Raw genomic sequence first — 19801 nt, 5'->3', positions numbered from 1 at the left:
CCATGAGCAGCGTTCTGGAAATGCGCTCGATCACCAAGACCTTCCCCGGGGTCAGAGCGCTGTCCGGGGTCAACCTCACCGTCCGCCCCGGCGAGATCCACGCGGTCTGCGGGGAGAACGGGGCGGGCAAGTCGACGCTGATGAAGGTCCTCAGCGGCGTCCATCCGCACGGCAGCTACGAGGGGGAGATCCTCTTCGAGGGCGAGCCGTGCGCGTTCCGCGACATCCGGGCCAGCGAGCGGCGCGGCATCGTCATCATCCACCAGGAACTGGCGCTGGTGCCCTACCTCTCCATCGCCGAGAACATCTTCCTGGGCAACGAGCACGCCTCCCGCGGCGTCGTCCGCTGGAACGAGACCGTCCGCCGCGCCGCGGAGCTGATGCGGCGGGTCGGGCTGCGCGAGAACCCGCAGACCCGGGTCGCCGACATCGGCGTGGGCAAGCAGCAGCTCGTGGAGATCGCCAAGGCGCTGGCGAAGAGGGTGCGGCTGCTGATCCTGGACGAGCCGACCGCCGCGCTCAACGACGAGGACAGCGCCAAGCTCCTGGACCTCATCCTGGAACTGCGCTCCCAGGGCATCGCCTCCATCCTCATCTCCCACAAGCTGGGCGAGGTCCGCCGGGTGGCCGACACCGTCACCGTCCTGCGCGACGGGCGGACGGTCGAGACGCTCGCCGTCCGCGCGTCCCCGGAGGCCGAGCCGGCCGTCTCGGAGGACCGGATCATCCGCGGCATGGTCGGCCGCGACCTGGACCACCGCTTCCCGCCGCGCACCCGCTACGAGGGCCCGGACGCCGGGCGGGTCGCGCTGGAGGTCTCCGGCTGGACGGTCCGCCACCCCATCGACCACCAGCGCAAGGTGGTGGACGACGTGTCGCTGACGGTGCGGCGCGGCGAGATCGCCGGCATCGCCGGGCTGATGGGCGCGGGCCGCACCGAGCTGGCGATGAGCGTCTTCGGGCGCTCCTACGGCCTGTACGCGGGCGGCACGGTGCGGATCGACGGCCGGGAGGCCGACACCCGCACCGTGCCGCGGGCGGTCGCGCACGGCCTCGCGTACGTCACCGAGGACCGCAAGACCTACGGGCTGAACCTGATCGACACCGTCAGCCGCAACATCTCCCTGGCCTCGCTGCCGAAGCTGGCCCGCGCCGGGGTGGTGGACGAGCACCGGGAGCGGCGGGTGGCCGAGGGCTACCGCGGCTCGATGAACATCAAGACCCCCAGCGTCTTCGAGCAGGTCGGCCGGCTCAGCGGCGGCAACCAGCAGAAGGTCGTGCTCGGCAAGTGGGTGCACGCCGATCCGGAGGTGCTGATCCTCGACGAGCCGACGCGCGGCATCGACGTCGGGGCGAAGTACGAGATCTACGCCGCCGTCGACCGGCTCGCCGCCCAGGGCAAGGCGGTGCTGCTGATCTCCTCGGAGCTGCCGGAGCTGCTGGGGATGTGCGACCGGATCTACACCATGGCGGCCGGACGGCTGACCGGCGAGGTGGCGCGCGAGGACGCGAGCCAGGAAGTGCTGATGCGTCACATGACGCGGGACGGAAGCCGAGGCACCCGATGAGGACCGAAGAGACCGCTGCGCCGAAGGCCCCGAAGGGCTCCCCGGGCGGGCCGGCGAAGGAGGCCCGGGGCGGTGGCGCCGGGGCGCTGCTGGTGCGCACCGTGCGCGCGAACATGCGGCAGTACGGGATGCTCGTCGCGCTGGCGCTGATCGTCGTGCTGTTCCAGATCTGGACCGACGGCAACCTGCTCAAGCCCGTCAACGTGTCCAACATCGTCCAGCAGAACAGCTACATCCTGATCCTGGCCATGGGCATGATGATCGTCATCATCGCGGGCCACATCGACCTGTCCGTCGGCTCGCTGGCCGCCTTCGTCGGGGCCGCGGCGGCCGTGCTGATGGTCCACCACGACATGTCCTGGCCGCTGGCGCTGGCCTGCTCGCTGCTGATCGGCGCGGTGGCCGGCGCCTGGCAGGGCTTCTGGATCGCCTATGTGGGCATCCCGTCGTTCATCGTGACGCTGGCGGGGATGCTGCTGTTCCGCGGCGGCACCCAGATCCTGCTGGAGGGCCAGTCCCTGGCGCCCTTCCCCCGCGGCTTCCAGGACCTCAGCCAGGGCTTCCTGCCCGAGGGGGGCCCGCTGGCGAACTACCACGACCTGACCGTGCTGATCGGCGTGGTCGTGGTGGCGTTCGTCCTGCTCCAGGAGTGGCGCGACCGGCGGCGGCAGCAGGCGTACGAGCTGGAGGTGCTGCCGCTGAACCTGTTCGTCCTCAAGTGCGTGGCGATCGTGGCGGCGGTGCTGGCGTTCACCCTGACGCTGGCCAGCTACCGGGGCGTCCCGGTGGTGCTGCTGGTCATGTGCGGCATCCTGATCGGGCTGGGTTTCGTGATGCGCAACGCCGTCGTCGGCCGGCACGTGTACGCCCTCGGCGGCAACCGGGCCGCGGCCAAGCTGTCGGGCGTGAAGGACCGGCGCGTCACGTTCCTGGTCTTCGTCAACATGGGCGTGCTGGCGGCGCTGGCGGGCTGCGTGTACGCCGCCCGGCTCAACGCGGGCACCCCGCAGGCGGGCATCAACTTCGAGCTGGAGGCGATCGCCGCGGCGTTCATCGGCGGAGCCTCGATGAGCGGCGGTGTGGGTACCGTGCTCGGTGCCGTCATCGGCGGCCTGGTGCTCGGCGTGCTCAACAACGGCATGTCCCTGGTGGGCATCGGCACCGACTACCAGCAGGTCATCAAGGGCCTGGTCCTGCTGGCCGCGGTGGGATTCGACGTCTGGAACAAGAGGAAGGTGGGCTCGTGAGCACCAGCAGACGCAGTGTGATCGGCGCGGCCGCGACGGCCGGGCTGGCAGCGGCGGCGGCCGTGGGACCGGGCGCGGGGTCCGCGCACGCCGGGCACGGCGGCCCGTCCGCGCCGCGCCGCGCCCGTTTCGGCGAGCTGGCGGACGGCACGGCGGTGGACGTCTGGACGCTGGCCAACGGCGGGACCCGGTTGCGGGTGCTGTCCTACGGGGGCATCGTGCAGTCGCTGGAGGTGCCCGACCGGCACGGCCGGCTCGCCAACATCTCGCTCGGCTTCTCCGACCCGGCCTCCTACGAGGCGCGCTCGCCCTACTTCGGCGCGCTGATCGGCCGCTACGGCAACCGCATCGCGCAGGGCCGCTTCACCCTCGACGGCAGGACGTACGAGCTGCCGCGCAACGACGGCGGCAACACCCTGCACGGCGGCGACCGGGGCTTCGACAAGCGGATGTGGGCGGTGGAGCCGTTCACCCGGCGCGGCGAGACCGGGCTGGTGCTGACGCGGACCAGCGAGGACGGCGAGATGGGCTTCCCCGGGACGCTGGTGGTCCGGGTGGAGTACGCGCTGGACCGGCGCGGTGACTTCCGGATCGACTACGAGGCCACCACCGACCGTCCCACCGTCGTCAACCTCACCAACCACACGTACTTCAACCTCGCCGGCGAGGGCAGCGGCAGCGTCCTGGACCACGAGCTGGAGATCGCCGCCTCCCGGTACACGCCGGTCGGCGAGACGCTGATCCCCACCGGGGAGCTGGAGCGGGTCGCGGGCACGCCGTTCGACTTCCGCCGGGCCAAGCCGATCGGGACGGACATCCGCCGGGCGCACCGGCAGATCCTGCACGGGCAGGGGTACGACCACAACCTGGTGCTGGACAAGGGCATCACGGCCGGGCCCGAGCACTTCGCCACCGTCTCCGAGCCGGTCTCGGGCCGGGTGATGCGGATCGCCACCACCGAGCCGGGCGTGCAGTTCTACAGCGGCAACTTCCTCGACGGCACCCTGGAGGGCACCTCGGGGCGGGTCTACCGGCAGGGCGACGGGTTCTGCCTGGAGACCCAGCACTTCCCCGACTCCCCCAACCAGCCGTCGTTCCCGACCACCGTGCTGCGCCCGGGCCGCACCTACCGGTCCACCACCGTGCACTCCTTCTCCGCGGAGTAGGCGGGGGCGGTACGCGCGCGGCGGGGGCGGTCCCACGGGGGCCGCCCCCGCCGCGGTGCTTCCCGCGGCGCCCCTCAGGGGCTCACACCAGCCGGATCACGTTCCACGACATCGGCTCCAGGGTCGCGCGCAGCACCCCGCCGGCCAGCTCGGTGCCCTCGCCCCGGTGGGGGACGACCCTCTCGGGGTCGGCGAGGGTGTTGCGGGCCTCGGGGTCGGCGTCGGCCAGCACGCTGTGCTCGGCGACCCGCTCCAGGTCCAGCCCGTGCAGGGCCGCCTCCAGCGGCAGGGCGCCGTGCCGGGACCGGTTGACGGCGAAGACGGTGACGGCGCCGGTGGTCTCGTCCCGTACGGCGGTGGCGTGCAGCAGCGGCACCTCGCCGTACTTCGCGGTGGTGTACGTCGGCGCCTGCACCCGTACGTCCAGCACCCGCCCGCGGCCGTACCGGGAGGCCTGGGCGAAGGGGAAGAAGGTGGTCTGCCGCCAGGCCGGGCCGCCGGGCTCGGTCATGATCGGGGCGATGACGTTGACGAGCTGGGCCAGGCAGGCGACGGTCACCCGGTCGGCGTGGCGCAGCAGGGCGATGAGCAGGGAGCCGAAGACGACGGCGTCGGTGACGGAGTAGTTGTCCTCCAGCAGCCGGGGGGCCTCCTCCCAGTCGGGCAGGGGCTGGGCCTGGAAGCGCCGCTGGTACCAGACGTTCCACTCGTCGAAGGAGAGGTTGATGCGCTTGGAGGACTTCAGCCGGGCCCCGACGTGGTCGCAGGTGGCGACGACGTTCTCGATGAAGGACTCCATGTCCACGGCCGAGGCCAGGAAGGAGTCGCGGTCGCCGTCCTCCTCCTCGTAGTAGGCGTGCAGGGAGATGTGGTCCACGACGTCGTAGGTCTCGGCCAGGACGGTGGCCTCCCAGGCGGCGAAGGTCTCCATCGACTGCCCGGAGCTGCCGCAGGCGACCAGTTCGAGGGAGTCGTCGAGCTGGCGCATGGCGCGGGCGGTCTCGGCGGCCAGCCGGCCGTACTCGGCGGCGGTCTTGTGGCCGGTCTGCCAGGGCCCGTCCATCTCGTTGCCCAGGCACCACAGCCGGATGCCGTAGGGCTCCTTGTCACCGTGGGCGGCGCGCAGGTCGGACAGGGCGGTGCCGCCGGGGTGGTTGGCGTACTCCAGCAGTTCCCGGGCCTCCTGGACGCCGCGGGTGCCGAGGTTGACGGCCATCATGGGCTCGCCGCCGACCTTGCGGACGAGGTCGACGTACTCGGCCAGGCCGAAGCGGTTGGACTCCACCGACCGCCAGGCGGCGTCGAGGCGGCGGGGGCGCTGCTCGGCCGGGCCGACGCTGTCCTCCCAGCGGTAGCCGGAGACGAAGTTCCCGCCGGGGTAGCGGATGGCGGTGACGCCCAGTTCGCGGACCAGTTCCAGGACGTCGGTGCGGAGCCCCCGGTCGTCGGCGGAGGGGTGCCCGGGTTCGAAGACGCCCGTGTAGACGCAGCGGCCGAGGTGCTCCACGAAGGAGCCGAACAGCCGGGGGTCGACCTCGCCGACGGTGAAGGCGGGGTCGAGGGTGAACCGGGCGGGGGCGGGCTTGGCGGTGCTCATGGATTCCTTCCGTCGGGGACTGTCCGGGATGGGTGTCCGGGATGACCGGGAGGCGGGGCCCCGAGGGGCCCCGCCGGGGTGAAAGGTTTCAGGAAGACGGCTCAGTAGGCCACCGGCCAGCCGCCGCTCCAGTCCAGCAGGTTGACGCCGAGGGTGGGCGAGCCGTTGTTGTCGCGGTCGTAGTAGTGGTAGACGAGCAGGTCCCCGTCGACGTCGGCGAGGACGGACTGGCCGCCGGGGCCGACGACCCGGCCGTGGGTCTCCAGGACGACCGTGCCGCCGTTGTTGCGCATGTCCGCTCCGCCGCGGTCGCGGAACGGCCCGGTGGGGCTGGTGGAGCGGCCGACGCGGATGCTGTAGGTGCTGTCGGTGCCGGCGCAGCACTTGTCGAAGGACGCGAACAGGTAGTAGTGACCGCCGCGCTTGACCAGGGTCGGTCCCTCGATGCCGTTGCTGGTGGGGTTGCGGGCGGCGAGGGAGTACAGGGTGCGGTCGCCGGAGTGCTGCTTGCCGGTGGACGGGTCGAGCCGGATCATCTTGATCCCCGACCACCAGGACCCGAAGGTCATCCACCACGTCCCGTCGCTGTCCACGAACAGGTTGGGGTCGATGGCGTTGTGGTTCGAGCCGGAGGTGGTGGAGTACACCCGGCCGTGGTCGGTCCAGGTGCCGGGCAGCCCGCTGGGGCTGGTGGCCAGGCCGATGGCGGAGTGGTTGGAGCCGAAGGTGGAGAGGGAGTAGTACAGCCAGTACCGGCCGTTGTGCTTGGAGACGTCCGGGGCCCAGGGGCTGCGCTCGGGCGAGTACTGGGTCCACCAGGAGGGCGGGTTGGGGAAGGCCGCCCCGGCGTGGGTGAAGTGGACCCGGTCGGTGGAGATCCGGGCCTGGGGCCCGTTGTGGGTGGAGTAGAGGATGTAGCGCCCGTCGTCGAGGCGGACCATCGACGGGTCGTGGACGGAGACGTCGCCGGTCACCCGGCCGGGGCCCGGGTAGGCGGAGGCGCTGCCGGGGACGAGGGCCACGAGCATGCCCAGCAGGACCGCGGCCAGCACCGTCGCGCGTCGGCGGACGGGGGTGCGGCGGTACGAACGACTGTCCATGGGACTCCTTCGAAGGTCTTTCGGTAACCGGCCCGGACTCATGACTTTCGGAACCTCCTCGCGTGTCTGCTGCCAGGGGGACCGACGGCCGTCCCACCCGTGCTCGGGTTCGCCGCCGGTCGCGGGGTTCTCCCGGGACCTCCTCGGCGGCCCGCGGGAGGGAGCCCCCGTGCTCGGGGTGGAACACGCCGCCGTGTTCGGTGCGGTCGCCGCGGCGCCGCCGGTGGCGTCCGTGCCCCCGGGGGGCCCGGATCCGCCGCGCGGACCCGGGGCCGGCGCGCCGTCACTGCCCCGCCAGCCCGGTGTGGGCGACACCGCGGACGATCTGCCGCTGGAAGAAGGCGAAGACCAGCAGCAGCGGCAGCCCGGCGATCACCAGCGAAGCCATCACCTGGGCGTAGCGGGCGCCGTAGGTGGACTGGACGTTGACCAGGCCGACCGGGAGCGTCATCGCGTTCGGGTCGGTGGTCACCAGGAACGGCCACAGGAAGTTGTTCCAGGTCTGGATGAAGGTGAAGATGGCGACGGCCGCCAGGACCGGCCGCGACAGCGGTACGACGACCGTCCAGAACACCCGCCAGCGTCCCGCGCCGTCGACGAAGGCGGCCTCCTCCAGTTCCCTGGGCACCCCCTCGAAGAACTTCACCAGGATGAACACCATGGCCGGGACGGCGACCTGGGGGAGGATCACCCCCCAGTAGGTGTCGACCAGCCCGAGGGAGACCATCTCGGCGAACAGCGGGGCGATGAGCACCTGGGGCGGCACCATGATCCCGGCCAGGACGAGCCCGTAGAGCGCCCTGCGGCCGCGGAACTCGGTGCGCGAGAAGCCGTAGGCGGCCATGGCGCAGGTCAGGACGGTCAGCGCGGTCGTCACGGCCGAGATGTAGGCGGAGTTGACCATCCACCGCGCCAGGTCCCCGGAGGCCCACACCTTCTCGTACGCGTCGAAGGTGATCCGCGAGCCGATCCACTCCAGCGAGGTGCGCGTCGTCTCGTTCTCGGGCTTGAGCGAGGTGGCCACCGCCCAGGCGAGCGGCAGCACCCACAGCGCCGCCAGGACGAGCGCGGCGGCGAGCATCCCGACGCGGCCCGGGGTCCAGCGCGGCCGGCGCCCGGCTCCGGCGCCCGGCCCCGCGGCCGGTGCGGTGTCCGGCGCGGCGTCCGGGGTCACGGCCGGTACGGCCTTCACGGTCGCGCTCACTTGGCGGCCTCCTCACGGGAGCGGCGGGTCATCCGCAGGTGGATCAGCGAGACGATCACGATCAGGGCGAAGAAGACGTAGGAGACGGCCGAGGCGTAGCCGATCCGGTAGCCGGTGAACCCCGCGTCGTAGACGTACTGCAGGATCGGGCGGGTGCTCTCGTCCGGCCCGCCGCCGGTCATGATGTAGACCTGGTCGAAGATCTTCAGCGAGGCGAGGAGCTGGAGGACGACCACCACCGCGGTGGTGCGGCTGAGCATCGGCAGGGTGATGTGCCTCAGCCGGTGCCAGGCGCCGGCGCCGTCCAGTTCGGCGGCCTCGTACAGGTGCTGCGGGATGGCCTGGAGCGCGGCGAGGTAGAGCAGGAAGTTGAAGCCGACCGTCCACCACACGGTGGTCAGGACGATCGAGAGCATCGCGTAGCGGGTGTCGGTCAGCCAGCCGATGCCCGGGTCGAGGCCGAGGGACTTCAGCAGCAGGTCGGCCAGACCGAAGTCGGAGGGGTAGATCATCCACAGCCACAGCAGGCCGACGACGCCCGACGGCAGCAGGAACGGCGTGAACCAGCTCAGCCGCCACAGCCACTGGACCACCCGCAGGTGGTGCGCGAGCAGGGCGAGGACCAGGCCCGCGACGACCAGGGGCACGGTGGACAGCAGCGTGAACCACACCGTGTGCCACAGCGACGACCACACCTCGGGGTCCCGCAGGGCCTCGGCGTAGTTGTCCAGGCCGACGAACCGGCTGTCGGTGCCGGCGATGTTGTCGTCGCCCAGGCTCATCTTCAGGCCCAGCAGCACCGGCCAGACGAGGAAGAGGGCGTACAGGACCAGGAAGGGCGCGGTGAAGACCAGGCCGTGCTCGGTCCAGCGGCGGCGTACGGCCGGGGACCGGGTCCCGGCGCGGACGGCTGCCCGGGCCGGCGGCGCCGGGGCGGTGGGCGCGGTCGCGGTCATGCGTCGCCTCCGAGCGGGTTGGGGGTGTCGAGCAGGGCCTGGAGCCGGGACCTGGCCTCGTCGAGGGCCTCCTGGGGCGTACGGGAGCCGGTGAGCACCCCGGAGAGGACCGCGCCGAGTTCGATCCACATCGCCGACGCCGACCCCGCGAACCAGGCGGGCGGGTCCAGGACGACGTCGTCGATCACCGACCGGTACTCGGACTGGGGTTCCAGGTCGAGGTAGCCGGGCTTCTCCAGGGTGGGGAGGTAGGCGGGGACGTGGCCGCCCTTGGCCCACTCGACGGTGTTCCTCAGCATCCAGGCGACGAAGGCGTGGGCCGCCTCGTTGCCCGCGCCGCCGCGGTCGCGCTGGTGCGGGAGGACGAAGCAGTGGGAGTCGGCCTGGGCGGTGGGGCGGCCGAACAGGTTCGGCACCCGGGTCATGGAGAACGGCAGGTCCAGGTTGGCGAAGGTGCTGACCTCCCACTCGCCGTTGAGGAGGAACGCGGTCTCCCCGCCGCCGAAGACCCCGACCGTGCCGTTGTAGTCGAGGCGGCGGTGGGCCAGGCCCTCCTCGGTGAGCCGCCGCATGAAGCGCAGCACCTTCAGCGCCTTGCCGTCGTCGATGGTGATGCGGGTGGCGGTCTCGTCCAGCAGGGTGCCGCCGGTCTGGGAGTAGAAGGTGGAGAACACCCGCCAGGGTCCGATGGTTCCGGCGCCGAGGGTCTCGACGGCCAGCCCGGGCTTGCCGGTGACCTTTCCGGCGGCGCGCAGCGCGGCGGCGAACTCCTCGGTCCCGCGGACCGGCCGCAGCTTTCCGTCCCTGCCGAGCAGTCCGGCCCTCCGGCAGATGTCGGTGTTGTAGTAGAGGACCATCGGGTGGGTGTCGAGCGGGACGGCGTACTGCGCTCCGCCGATCCGACCGCGCCGCCACAGGTCGGCGGGGAAGTCCCCGGCGGTGACGCCGTGTTCGGCCAGCAGGTCGAGGTCGAAGGGGTCGAGCAGCCTGCCGGGCCCGAAGCCGGGCAGCCTCGCCAGGTGCAGGGCGGCCACCTCGGGGGCCCGTCCGCCGGCGCCCGCCATGCCGAGCTTGGTGTAGTACGGGGCGCCCCACTGGAGCGTGGAGGCCTGGAGGGCGATCTCCGGGTGTGCCGCGCGGTAGGCGTCCAGCATCGTCTGCATGTTGACCCCGTCGCCGCCGCCGAAGAGGTGCCAGAAGCGCAGCCGGGTGCGGCCCGCGCCCACGGCGGCGGGGGCGGCGCATCCCGCGGCGCCCGCGGCCCCGGCGGCCGTCAGACCGGCCAGGGCGGCCATGCCGCCGAGCACCCGCCGGCGGCTGGGGGCGCGTTCCGACGCGGAGGTTCGACGCATACGATCCACCCTCATGTTCGAAATATCGAATACTGATCGGATCTCCGAACGGGAAAGTAGGATCGAACACCGTCCGCGTCAATGCTTTGCGCAGAAACAGCCGCGGCGGACGGGGCCGGGCGGAACGCGCGGGGACGGCGTCCGCCGGGCGGACGCGAAGGCCGCCCCGGCGGTGCCGGGGCGGCCTTCGGCTGTGTGTCGGACGCCGTGTCGGGCGGTGTATCGGGAGGTGCGTCGGACGCCGTGTCGGGCTGTGCGTCAGGCGGCGCGTCGGGCGGTGTATCGGACGGTGTGTCAGACGACGTCGAGCGTGACCTCGATGTTCCCCTCGGTGGCCCGGGAGTACGGGCACACCCGGTGCGCCTCCTTCACCAGCTGGAGGGCGGTCTCGCGGTCCTGGCCCGGCAGGGAGGCGGTGAGTGCGACCGTGAGCCCGAAGCCGCCGTCCCGCGTCCTGCCGAGTCCGACCCGCACGGTCACGGTCGAACCGGAGATGTCCGCCTTCTCCCGGCGGGCGACGACACCGAGCGCGCTCTGGAAACAGGCGCTGAACCCGGCGGCGAAGAGCTGCTCGGGGTTGGTCCCGTCGCCGCTTCCGCCCATCTCCCTGGGCGGGTTGACGACGACGTCGAGCTTGCCGTCGTCGGTGGCGACCCGGCCGTCGCGGCCGTTCTCGGCGGTGGCGACGGCGGTGTAGAGCACGTCGATGGGCTGGACGGGCATACGGATCCTCCTGTGTCGGTGCGTGTCTGCGTTCCGGTGCGTACCGCGCGCGCCGCGGCGGTCCGTCAGCCGTCCAGGCTGACGACCATCTTCCCGGTGTTCCGGCCGCGGAGCATGCCGAGGAAGGCGTCCGCCGCGTTCTCGATGCCCTCGACGACCGTCTCGTGGTACTTCAGCTCTCCGGAGCGGATCCAGGCCGAGACCTCCTCGACGAACCGCGGCCGCAGGTCGGAGTGGTCGCCCACGAGCATGCCCTGGATCCTCAGCCGCTTGCCGATGACGAGCGCGAGGTTGCGCGGGGCGGCGGGCGGCTCGGTGGCGTTGTACTGCGCGATCATCCCGCAGACGGCGACACGGCCGTGCACCCTGAGCGAGCCGATCGCCGCCTCCAGGTGCTCCCCGCCGACGTTGTCGAAGTAGACGTCGATGCCGTCCGGCGCGGCCTCCTCCAACTGCCGGGCCACCGGCCCGTCCTTGTAGTTGAAGGCGGCGTCGAAGCCGTACTCCTCGGTGAGGAGCCTGACCTTCTCCTCCGAACCGGCGCTGCCGACGACGCGCGAGGCGCCCTTGAGGCGGGCGATCTGGCCGACCTGGCTGCCGACCGCGCCCGCCGCGCCCGAGACGAAGACCGCGTCGCCCTCCTTGAAGGAGGCGACCTCCAGCAGTCCGGCGTAGGCGGTCAGCCCGGGCATGCCGAGCACCCCGAGGTAGGCGGTCAGCGGGGCCGGTTCGGCGGAGACCTTCGCCGCGCGCCCCGCGTCCAGCGTGGCGTACTCGCGCCAGCCCAGGCCGTGCAGCACGTGGTCGCCCGGTGCGAAGCCCTCGGCCTCGGAGGCGACGACGACGCCGACCGCCCCGCCGTCCATCGGACGGTCCAGCTCGAACGGCGGCACGTAGGACTTCACGTCGTCCATCCTGCCGCGCATGTACGGGTCGACCGAGAGGTGCAGGTTGCGCACCAGGATCCGGCCGGGGCCCGGAGCCCGCACGGGGGCCTCGCGCAGGGCGAAGTCCTCCGGCGTCGGCCATCCCTTCGGGCGGGCGACCAGGTGCCACTCGCGTCCGGTGGCGGGCGGCTTCGTGGACGTCGTGGGCGTGGTGGACGTCATGGAGGGCCTCCAGATGCTTCAGACTCTGAAACAACCATCTCCTCGATGTTTCATGTTGTCAAGCAAGTCGGTATCCTGAGGCCATGGCCACCCGTCCCGCACCCGCCGACCCCCTCACCCTCGAGGTCGTCGAGCTGATCGGCTCCGTCGTCAACCGCTACCACCAGGAGTACGACGAGGCCGCCGCCCGGCACGCCCTGACCGGCGCGCAGGCGCGGCTGCTCGCCCTGCTCCACCACCAGTGCCTGCCCATGCGGGAGATAGCCCGGCGGCTGAAGTGCGAGCCGTCGAACGTCACGGGGATCGTCGACCGGCTGGAGTCGCGCGGCCTGGTCGAGCGGCGTCCCGATCCGGCCGACCGCCGCGTCAAGCTCGCCGCCGCCACCGAGGCGGGCCACGAGACGGCCGAACGGCTGCGCGCGTCACTGGACTTCGCCCGCGAGCCCCTGGCCGAACTGACGCCGGTGGAGCGCGCGGTCCTGCGCGACCTGCTCACGCGCATGCTGGGCTCCGGCTCCCCGGACGCCTCCGGGGGCTGAGCCATCCCCGGCGTCCCCTCGGACGGCGGCCCGGACGGGTCTAGCCGCACCACCACAGGAAGCGCTCGCAGGTGGGCGTCGGCTCCGGTTCGGGCTCCGGCTCCGCGGGGGGCGGAGGCGGCGGATCGGCGGGCTGCGTCGTCGGGGGCGGCTGCTCCGGGTCCTGGGTGGGCCCGGTGGTGGGCTCGGGAGGCGTGGTGACGCTGCCGCTCTCGACCGCGGTGGCGGAGGGGTCGGCCGACGCGGAGGCGGTGGCGGAGGGGTCCGTCGAGGAGCCGGCGGACTCCGACGGCTCCGCCGACGAGGAGCCGGACGCGGAGGGGGAGGCGGAGGACGAGCCCGACGGGCCCGCGCCCGGCCGGTCGGCTCCGGGCAACCGCTCGGCCACACCTCCGTCGCCGCCGTCACCGCCGTTCCCGCCGTCAGCGCCGTCACCGCCCCCGGGTCCGTCGTCCGCCTCGTCGTCCGAGGGGAGACCGGGGATGGGCAGTTCCCTCAGCACGCCCTCGGTGGTGAACTCCGTGACGCCGAGGGTGGCCAGCCCGGCGCCGAACATCAGGCCCACGACGGCCGCACGGCGGCGGCGGCCGGTCCGCGACCGGGCCCGGCGCCCGCGCCGCGCGGTGCGGGCCGCCCCGCGCCCCCCGCCCGGAGTGTCGTCCGGACCGCCGTACGCGTCGTGGCCTTCCTCGCCGTACGCGCCACGGGCGTCGCCGTCCACCGGGTCCTCCGGGTCCACTGGGGCCGTCGGGTCCGGTGAGTCCCGGCGGGCCCCGCGATCGGCGTCGCCGTCGGGGAAACCGCGCTCCTCGCCGGGGCCGCCGCCCCCGCCCGGCCGGAAGTCCTGCCGGATATCCGCATGACCGTCCTGGTGGCCGTATCCGCCGTCCTGCGCGTACCCGCCGCCGTGCACGCCGTGGTCTCCGTACGCGTCACCACCGCCGTACGCGCCGTACGCCTCGTGCGGACCGTACGGTCCGGGCCCGTGGCCGTACGGATCGGGGGCTGCCGGCCCGGACGGCGCGGAGGCGGGGTCGTCCACCGGCGCCAGGTTGCGGCTGGGTGTGCCGCAACCCGGGCAGGAGAGGGCGCCGTTGAGATGCCGACGGCATGTGACGCAGTAGGTCATGGAGTCCGCAGGGTACGAGGCCGGGCGCGGGCAGGAGAAGGCCCCTCTGTGAAGATCCGGTGTCAACCGGCGAAGGGCGGCTGCGCCAGTCCCTCCCCCGCGCCCGGCAGCACCAGCAGCGAACCGGCCAGCGGCTCCGTCGCGGGGTCGGCGCCCGTCCGCGCCGTGGTGATGTAGAGGTCCCGCAGTCCCGGGCCGCCGAAGGCGCACGCCGTCGTGTTGGAGGCCGGAACGGCGACCGTGCGGTCCAGCCTGCCGTCGGGCGTGTACCGCCGGACCGCGCCGCCGCCCCACAGGGCGACCCAGACGCAGCCGTCCGCGTCCACCGTCAGCCCGTCGGGGAAGCCCGCGCCCTCCTCGATCCGCGCCAGTGTCCGGCGGCCCAGCACCTCGGGTCCGTCGACGTCGAAGACGTCGATACGGCGGGTCGGGGTGTCGATGAAGTACATCAGCCGCCCGTCCGGGCTCCAGCCCGTGCCGTTGCCGATCGTCACGTCCGCCAGGACCGTGACGGCCGAGCCGTCCGGGGCGACACGGCTGAGCGTTCCCCCGCCCGGGCGCTCGTCGTACGCCATCGTGCCCGCCCACAGCGCGCCGTCGGGGGCGACGGCCGCGTCGTTGCCCCGGCGGCCCGGGACGGGCTCGCGGTGCAGCCACGAGAACGAGCCGTCCTCGTCGTACAGGCCCACCCCGTCGCGGAGGTTGACCACCAGTCCGCCCCCGGCCCGCGGCTTGGCCGCGCCCACGTGCTGCTCGGTCGCCAGCACCGTGCGGCGGCCGTCGGCCGGGGCGTAGGTGTGCACCCGGCCCGCCAGGATGTCCACCCACAGCAGCCGCTCGCGCTCCGCGTCCCACGTGGGGCCCTCGCCCAGCAGCGCGCCCTGCCGCACCGCGACGTCGAGCCGCGCCCGTCTCCCTGCCACACCCATGCCGTCCCGCCCCTTCTTCCTGCCTCGGCGTCCGCTCGTCCGCGTCCGCTCGCCTACGCCGCGCCCCGGTATCCCAGCCGCGACGACAGCTCGGCGGCGCCCCTGGCCGCCAGGGTCTCCAGTTCGGCGCGCCGCTCCTCGCTCCAGCGGATCATGGGCACCGAGATGCTGAGCGCCGCGACGACCCTGCCCGTGCCGTCGCGCACGGGCGCGGCCACGCAGCTCACGTCGGGGTTGGACTCGCGCCGCTCGACGGCGATTCCGCGCGCCCGGATCTCGGCCAGCGCCTCGCGCAACTCCCCGGGCGAGGTGATGGAGTTCGCCGTCATCCCCCGCAGCGGCTCGTCACCGGGACCGGGCAGACGCGCGTCCAGTTCGTCCTGGGGCAGCGAGGCCAGCAGCATCTTCCCCACCGAGGTGCAGTGCGCGGGCAGGCGGCGTCCGGCGGCGGAGACCATGCGGACCGCGTGGGTGCTGTCCACCTTGGCGATGTAGATGACGTCCGCGCCCTCCAGGATGGCCACGTGCACCGTCTCGTCACAGGTCTCGGCGACGCTCCGGGCCACCTGCTGCCCCTCGGCCGCGAGGTCGAGCTGCTCGGCGTAGCGGCTCCCGAGCTGGTAGGTGCGCACCCCGAGCCGGTAACGTCCGGGCTGTTCGGGCACGGGTACCAGATACGAGCGCGCGGCCAGGGTGGTCACCAGCTCGTGGACGGTGGTGCGGGGGAGGCCCAGCTTCCGCGTGATCTCCGGCGCCGACAGGACTCCGTCCCCGTCGAGGAAGAGTTCCAGTATGTCGAGAGCCCTGGTCACGGCCGGTACGAGACGCCCCATCGCCGTCCTCCCCTTCTCCCCCGCGGCCCCGGCCCCACCGGAACCCCCTGTCGTTCGAGATTCCGAAGGATGACCGGAATCACGAACACAGGCTAGCCGCACCCCGAACCGCCCGGCAACGGCCCGCGCCCGGCGCCGTCACCGGTCCCACTCGTCGGCGCCGTCACCGGTTCCGTCGTCGGCCCCGGCGCACCGCGCCCCGCATGAACGGCGCCGTCCGTGGGACCCGTACTCCATGACGAACACCGTCGTGGAAGGCCGGACGATCGACCTGACCAGGCTGGACAAGGTCCTCTACCCCGACGCCGGCTTCACCAAGGGCGACGTCGTGGACTACTACGCCTCCGTCGCCGACGCGCTCCTGCCCCACCTCCGCGACCGCCCGGCGTCCTTCGTCCGCGCCCCCCGCGGCGTGGAGGCCAGGCCGTTCATGGCCAAGCACGTGCCGCCCGGCACACCGGACTGGGTGACCGTGCGCGAGGTGCACCGCGTCGACGGGAAGACCGACCGGCAGGTCGTCGTCCAGGACCTGCCGACCCTGCTGTGGGCGGCCAACCTCGCCGCCCTGGAACTGCACACCCCCCAGTGGCGGCTCCCGGCGGAGGGGAAGGCCGACCGGCTGGTGTTCGACCTCGACCCGGGCGCCCCGGCCACGGTCGTCGAGTGCTGCGCGGTCGCCCGGTGGCTGCGCGACCGGCTGGAGCGCGACGGCCTGCCCTCGTACGCCAAGACCTCCGGCTCCAAGGGGCTGCACGTGCTCGCCCCGCTGCGGCCCACCGACTCCGAGGCGGTGGCCGGTTACGCGGAGCGGCTGGCCCGCGAGGCGGCCGGGGAGCTGCCGGACCTCGTCGTGCACCAGGTGCCCCGGCGGCTGCGCGGGGGCCGGGTCTTCGTCGACCACAGCCAGAACCTGTGGACGCGCACCACCGCCGCCCCGTACACCCTGCGCGCACGGCCCCGGCCGACCGTCTCCACCCCGGTGACATGGGACGAGGTCGCCGGTTGCGAACAACCCGGCGACCTCGTCTTCCCGGCCGGCGACCTGGCCTCCCGGCTGGACCGGCACGGCGATCTGCTCGGCCCCCTCCTCGACCCCTCCCGCGCGGGGCGGCTGCCGGACGGCCGCTGACGGCCGCCGGAGCGGGCGTCAGGCGTTGCCGGTGCCCCAGCCGTCGTCGAACGGCGTGCGCTGCTCGACGCGGCGGCCGCGCAGCGTGCGCACCTTGTCGGAGACCGAGCCGGGCAGACGGTCGCCCACCCGCCCGGACACCGTGCCCAGCGCCTTGGTGGCCATCTCCCGCCCGTTGTGCGTGGCGGACTCGTAGGCGTTGCGCACCGCGGGGTTCTCGGCGAACTGCCGGGCCGACTTGCGCAGCTGCTCGTACTTCTCCCGCCCGGCCCGCGTGCCGAACACGTACCCGACGGCAACTCCTACGACGAACGTGAGCCGGTAGCGCATGGCTCCACCCTTTCTCAGGTCTCTCCCGGCGCGGCCCGGCCCGCGGGCGCGCCCTGTCGGTCTGCGGCGGACATCCCCCGCGTACCCCCGAGGCGCGCCGCGAATACCGATTTCAGAGCACCCCCCGGCATGCGCTACTGTATTCCTCGCCAGCAGGGAGCGCCCCCGGGAAACCGGAATGGGCGACTCCAAGCAGCAGTCCCCTGTAGCTCAATTGGCAGAGCAGCCGGCTGTTAACCGGCAGGTTACTGGTTCGAGTCCAGTCGGGGGAGCAGGAGGAGAAGGGCCCCGCGAGGGGCCCTTCTTCGTGTGCCCGGTGGCCTGCCGGAACGCCTGCTCCGTTCCGGCGACGGGCCTCCGGCCCGTGATCACGGCCCTCACCGGCCCCCGCCTCCCCCCGGCACGGGCGGGAGATCGTATGAGCGGCTATGCTGCGGCAGACGGCGCGCACAGATGTGCGTGGCGCGCCGTCCCGGGGCGGTAGCTCAGCCGGTTAGAGCAGCGGACTCATAATCCGTCGGCCGTGGGTTCGAGTCCCACCCGCCCCACTCACCGAGCCGGGGGGAACGTTCCGGCGTCGGCCGGAACGCTTCCGCGCCGTCCGTGGCCGCGCTCGCCCTCCCCCCCTTCCCCTCCCTTCTGGTCCGGTCCCGTCACCCGGAACGGCCCGTACACCGCCGGCCGGGTGGGACGGCGTTCGCCGGGGAGTCGGGCGCCGGGCGCCGGGCCGCCGAGCGGGTCGATCAGATCCTCGATCCGCTCGCCGAGCGGAGTGATCCGCAAGTCCCCGTCGAAGCCGGTGCCCAGGAGCCGGTCGGCGCCACGGAACCGCGCGGCGCCGGCCGCGGGAACCGCACCGGCCCGACTCCCCCGTCCGCACGGGGAGCGGCGCACGGGCGCACGGCTCGCCACCGTCGCCCCGGAGACCTCGGACGAGTTCGCCGACGACCGGCACCCGGCCGTCCCCGCGGCGGGCCCGGTGGCGGGAGCGCGGCGGATCCGCGCAGGTCGTGCGCGCACACGCGCCGACCGCGGAGAGCCCCCTGTGCGAAACTTGCCCTCGCTTCGCCCGAGGGGCTCTCCCGCCGACGCCGCCGGTCCGGGGCCCCGCCCGATCCGTTCCAGGGGGAGAGAGCCATGTCCATGAAACGCACATCGCTTCCGGGAGTCGGTGTCCAGTACGACGTCACCACCCGCTCCGGGCGGCACCTGTCGGTCGTCGTCCACCAGGACGGGCGGCGCTTCCTGGGCTTCTACGATCCCGAGGACCCCGACAGGTGCCAGGCGTCCTTCCCGCTCGACGCCGACGAGGCCGCCTCCCTCGGCGCCCTGATCGCGCCCGCCCCGGAGACCCCGGACCTGGCCATGGGCGAGCTGGACCTGGCCACCGTGCGGATCCCGGTGGCCGCCAAGTCCCCGTACCGGGGGCGGCCGCTGGGCGACACCCGCGCCCGGACCCGCACCGGCGCGTCCATCGTCGCGGTGCTGCGGCGCACCGCGCCGCACCCGGCCCCGGGGCCGGACTTCAGGCTGGAGGCGGGTGACGTCCTCGTGGTCGTGGGCACCCGCGAGGGCGTCGAGGAACTCGCCCAGATCATCGCGGGGGGCTGAGCATGCACGACACCACCATGCTGCTCATCGAACTGGGCGCCATCATCCTCGGCCTGGGGATCATCGGCCGCTTCGCCGGGCGGATCGGGCTCTCGGCCATCCCCCTCTACCTGCTGGCGGGCCTCGCCTTCGGGCACGGCGGCATCTTCGAGCTCAGCGCCAGCGAGGAGTTCATCGCGATCGGCGCGGAGATCGGCGTGATCCTGCTGCTGCTCCTGCTGGGCCTGGAGTACAGCGCCTCCGAGCTCGTCGACAACCTCAAGACCCAGTACCCGTCCGGACTGGTCGACTTCGTGCTCAACGCCACTCCCGGAGCCGTCGCCGCCCTCGCCCTGGGCTGGGGGCCGGTGGCCGCCGTGGCGCTGGCCGGCGTCACCTGGATCTCCTCCTCGGGCGTCATCGCCAAGGTCCTCACCGACCTGGGACGGCTCGGCAACCGCGAGACACCGGTCGTCCTGGGCGTCCTCGTCATGGAGGACCTGGCGATGGCGGTCTACCTGCCGATCCTGACGACCCTGCTGGCCGGCGTCGGCCTGATGGGCGGCAGCATCAGCCTGGCCGTCGCCCTGGGCACCGTGGGGGTCGTCCTCTACGTCGCGCTGCGCCACGGCCGGCTGATCAGCAAGGCCGTCTCCTCCGACAACCCCGAACTGCTGCTGCTGGTGGTGCTGGGGCTCACCGTCCTGATCGCCGGGATCGCCCAGCAGCTGCACGTCTCGGCGGCGGTCGGCGCGTTCCTCGTCGGCATCGCGCTGTCGGGGGAGGTCGCCGAGAGCGCCCACCGGCTGTTCGCTCCGCTGCGCGACCTGTTCGCCGCGGTCTTCTTCGTCTTCTTCGGCCTGTCCACCGATCCGTCGAACATCCCGCCGGTGCTGGTGCCCGCGCTGATCCTGGCCGCGGTGACCGTCGTCACCAAGGTCGCCACCGGCTGGTACGCGGCGCGGCGCGCGCGCATCAGCCCCAAGGGCCGGCTGCGCGCGGGCGGCGCGCTGGTGGCGCGCGGCGAGTTCTCCATCGTCATCGCCGGGCTGGCGGCCGGGGTCGCCGCCGAGATCCGGCCGCTGGCCACCGCGTACGTCCTGCTGATGGTGATCATCGGCCCGCTGGCCGCCCGCTGGACCGAGCCCGCGGTCATGGCCCTGATGCCGCGGCTGGTGCCGTCCTCCTCCGGCGCGTCCGGGAAGCCCGCCGTGCTGCCGGAGGAGCCCGCGGCCCCCTCCGACACGGCGGCCCGCGCGGACTCCCCCTCGAAGCCGTAGGGCCGGGGAGCCCCCCGGCC

At 73.2% G+C, this 19801-nt stretch carries 18 protein-coding genes and 2 tRNA genes; 9 read left to right on the top strand and 11 right to left on the bottom strand.

The genetic code is table 11. From position 1 onward, the window contains the following. Positions 1-2: 2 nt before the first annotated feature. The 3 genes from mmsA to QC029_RS14270 are packed head-to-tail and all read left to right on the top strand — an operon-like array spanning position 3 to position 3981. Positions 3-1568, top strand: a complete 1566-nt coding sequence (gene mmsA / locus QC029_RS14280; protein WP_279556006.1) for a multiple monosaccharide ABC transporter ATP-binding protein — start codon at positions 3-5, stop codon at positions 1566-1568. Continuing rightward, positions 1565-2815, top strand: coding sequence for a multiple monosaccharide ABC transporter permease (gene mmsB / locus QC029_RS14275; RefSeq protein WP_279556005.1), 1251 nt, complete (start codon positions 1565-1567; stop codon positions 2813-2815). The genes mmsA and mmsB overlap by 4 nt, the downstream gene beginning before the upstream one ends. Then, entirely contained in the window at positions 2812-3981 is a 1170-nt protein-coding gene (locus QC029_RS14270) for an aldose epimerase family protein (RefSeq protein WP_279556004.1), read from the top strand. Before mmsB ends, QC029_RS14270 begins: the two co-directional genes overlap by 4 nt. Before the next feature lie 82 nt (positions 3982-4063). Here QC029_RS14270 and QC029_RS14265 read toward each other — a convergent pair whose 3' ends face one another. The 7 genes from QC029_RS14265 to QC029_RS14235 all read right to left on the bottom strand — a co-directional run bounded on the left by QC029_RS14265 (position 4064) and on the right by QC029_RS14235 (position 12022). Beyond that, the gene (locus QC029_RS14265) at positions 4064-5578 is read right to left on the bottom strand and encodes an alpha-N-arabinofuranosidase (RefSeq protein WP_279556003.1); all 1515 of its coding nucleotides are present in this window, start codon (positions 5576-5578) and stop codon (positions 4064-4066) included. A 101-nt stretch (positions 5579-5679) separates the two neighbouring features. Beyond that, positions 5680-6606 (bottom strand): arabinan endo-1,5-alpha-L-arabinosidase, encoded by a 927-nt coding sequence (locus QC029_RS14260; RefSeq protein ID WP_279556027.1) that lies wholly within the window; start codon positions 6604-6606, stop codon positions 5680-5682. Between the two features lie 355 nt (positions 6607-6961). Continuing rightward, positions 6962-7759, bottom strand: coding sequence for a carbohydrate ABC transporter permease (locus QC029_RS14255; RefSeq protein WP_279556026.1), 798 nt, complete (start codon positions 7757-7759; stop codon positions 6962-6964). 119 nt (positions 7760-7878) lie between these two features. Continuing rightward, positions 7879-8838, bottom strand: coding sequence for a carbohydrate ABC transporter permease (locus QC029_RS14250; protein WP_279556002.1), 960 nt, complete (start codon positions 8836-8838; stop codon positions 7879-7881). Then, positions 8835-10190, bottom strand: coding sequence for an extracellular solute-binding protein (locus tag QC029_RS14245; RefSeq protein WP_279556001.1), 1356 nt, complete (start codon positions 10188-10190; stop codon positions 8835-8837). The genes QC029_RS14250 and QC029_RS14245 overlap by 4 nt, the downstream gene beginning before the upstream one ends. A gap of 294 nt (positions 10191-10484) precedes the next feature. Continuing rightward, positions 10485-10913 carry an organic hydroperoxide resistance protein gene (locus tag QC029_RS14240; RefSeq protein WP_279556000.1) on the bottom strand — a complete coding sequence of 143 codons (429 nt, stop codon included), beginning with the start codon at positions 10911-10913 and terminating at the stop codon, positions 10485-10487. Between the two features lie 65 nt (positions 10914-10978). After that, positions 10979-12022, bottom strand: coding sequence for an NADP-dependent oxidoreductase (locus QC029_RS14235; protein WP_279555999.1), 1044 nt, complete (start codon positions 12020-12022; stop codon positions 10979-10981). A gap of 83 nt (positions 12023-12105) precedes the next feature. Here QC029_RS14235 and QC029_RS14230 point away from each other — a divergent pair, with 83 nt between their 5' ends. Next, positions 12106-12561: a MarR family winged helix-turn-helix transcriptional regulator gene (locus QC029_RS14230; protein WP_279555998.1), complete on the top strand. Its 456-nt coding sequence runs from the start codon at positions 12106-12108 to the stop codon at positions 12559-12561. Positions 12562-12601: 40 nt separating this feature from the next. Here QC029_RS14230 and QC029_RS14225 read toward each other — a convergent pair whose 3' ends face one another. The 3 genes from QC029_RS14225 to QC029_RS14215 all read right to left on the bottom strand — a co-directional run bounded on the left by QC029_RS14225 (position 12602) and on the right by QC029_RS14215 (position 15452). After that, positions 12602-13603 (bottom strand): hypothetical protein, encoded by a 1002-nt coding sequence (locus QC029_RS14225; protein WP_279555997.1) that lies wholly within the window; start codon positions 13601-13603, stop codon positions 12602-12604. Positions 13604-13752: 149 nt separating this feature from the next. Then, positions 13753-14619 (bottom strand): SMP-30/gluconolactonase/LRE family protein, encoded by an 867-nt coding sequence (locus QC029_RS14220; protein ID WP_279555996.1) that lies wholly within the window; start codon positions 14617-14619, stop codon positions 13753-13755. 53 nt (positions 14620-14672) lie between these two features. Continuing rightward, the gene (locus tag QC029_RS14215) at positions 14673-15452 is read right to left on the bottom strand and encodes an IclR family transcriptional regulator (RefSeq protein WP_279555995.1); all 780 of its coding nucleotides are present in this window, start codon (positions 15450-15452) and stop codon (positions 14673-14675) included. 235 nt (positions 15453-15687) lie between these two features. Here QC029_RS14215 and ligD point away from each other — a divergent pair, with 235 nt between their 5' ends. Further along, positions 15688-16581 (top strand): non-homologous end-joining DNA ligase, encoded by an 894-nt coding sequence (gene ligD, locus QC029_RS14210; protein ID WP_279555994.1) that lies wholly within the window; start codon positions 15688-15690, stop codon positions 16579-16581. Between the two features lie 18 nt (positions 16582-16599). Here the strand turns inward: ligD and QC029_RS14205 are convergent, their stop codons facing one another. Beyond that, the gene (locus QC029_RS14205; protein WP_279555993.1) at positions 16600-16911 is read right to left on the bottom strand and encodes a YtxH domain-containing protein; all 312 of its coding nucleotides are present in this window, start codon (positions 16909-16911) and stop codon (positions 16600-16602) included. Positions 16912-17110: 199 nt separating this feature from the next. On the opposite strand from QC029_RS14205, the gene QC029_RS14200 reads away from it, so the two are divergent. The 4 genes from QC029_RS14200 to QC029_RS14185 all read left to right on the top strand — a co-directional run bounded on the left by QC029_RS14200 (position 17111) and on the right by QC029_RS14185 (position 19781). Continuing rightward, positions 17111-17183, top strand: a tRNA-Asn gene (locus QC029_RS14200). A 202-nt stretch (positions 17184-17385) separates the two neighbouring features. After that, positions 17386-17459, top strand: a tRNA-Ile gene (locus QC029_RS14195). 589 nt (positions 17460-18048) lie between these two features. Then, positions 18049-18522 carry a cation:proton antiporter regulatory subunit gene (locus QC029_RS14190; protein ID WP_279555992.1) on the top strand — a complete coding sequence of 158 codons (474 nt, stop codon included), beginning with the start codon at positions 18049-18051 and terminating at the stop codon, positions 18520-18522. A gap of 2 nt (positions 18523-18524) precedes the next feature. Further along, on the top strand, positions 18525-19781 hold the full coding sequence (locus QC029_RS14185) for a cation:proton antiporter (RefSeq protein WP_279555991.1): 1257 nt from the start codon (positions 18525-18527) through the stop codon (positions 19779-19781). Positions 19782-19801 lie beyond the last annotated feature (20 nt).

It is taken from the genome of Streptomyces sp. DH37, from assembly GCF_029813835.1.
Taxonomy (GTDB): Bacteria; Actinomycetota; Actinomycetes; order Streptomycetales; family Streptomycetaceae; genus Streptomyces.
Note: the sequence above shows the minus strand (reverse complement) of the source record. Positions and strands in the feature narration are given on the sequence as shown.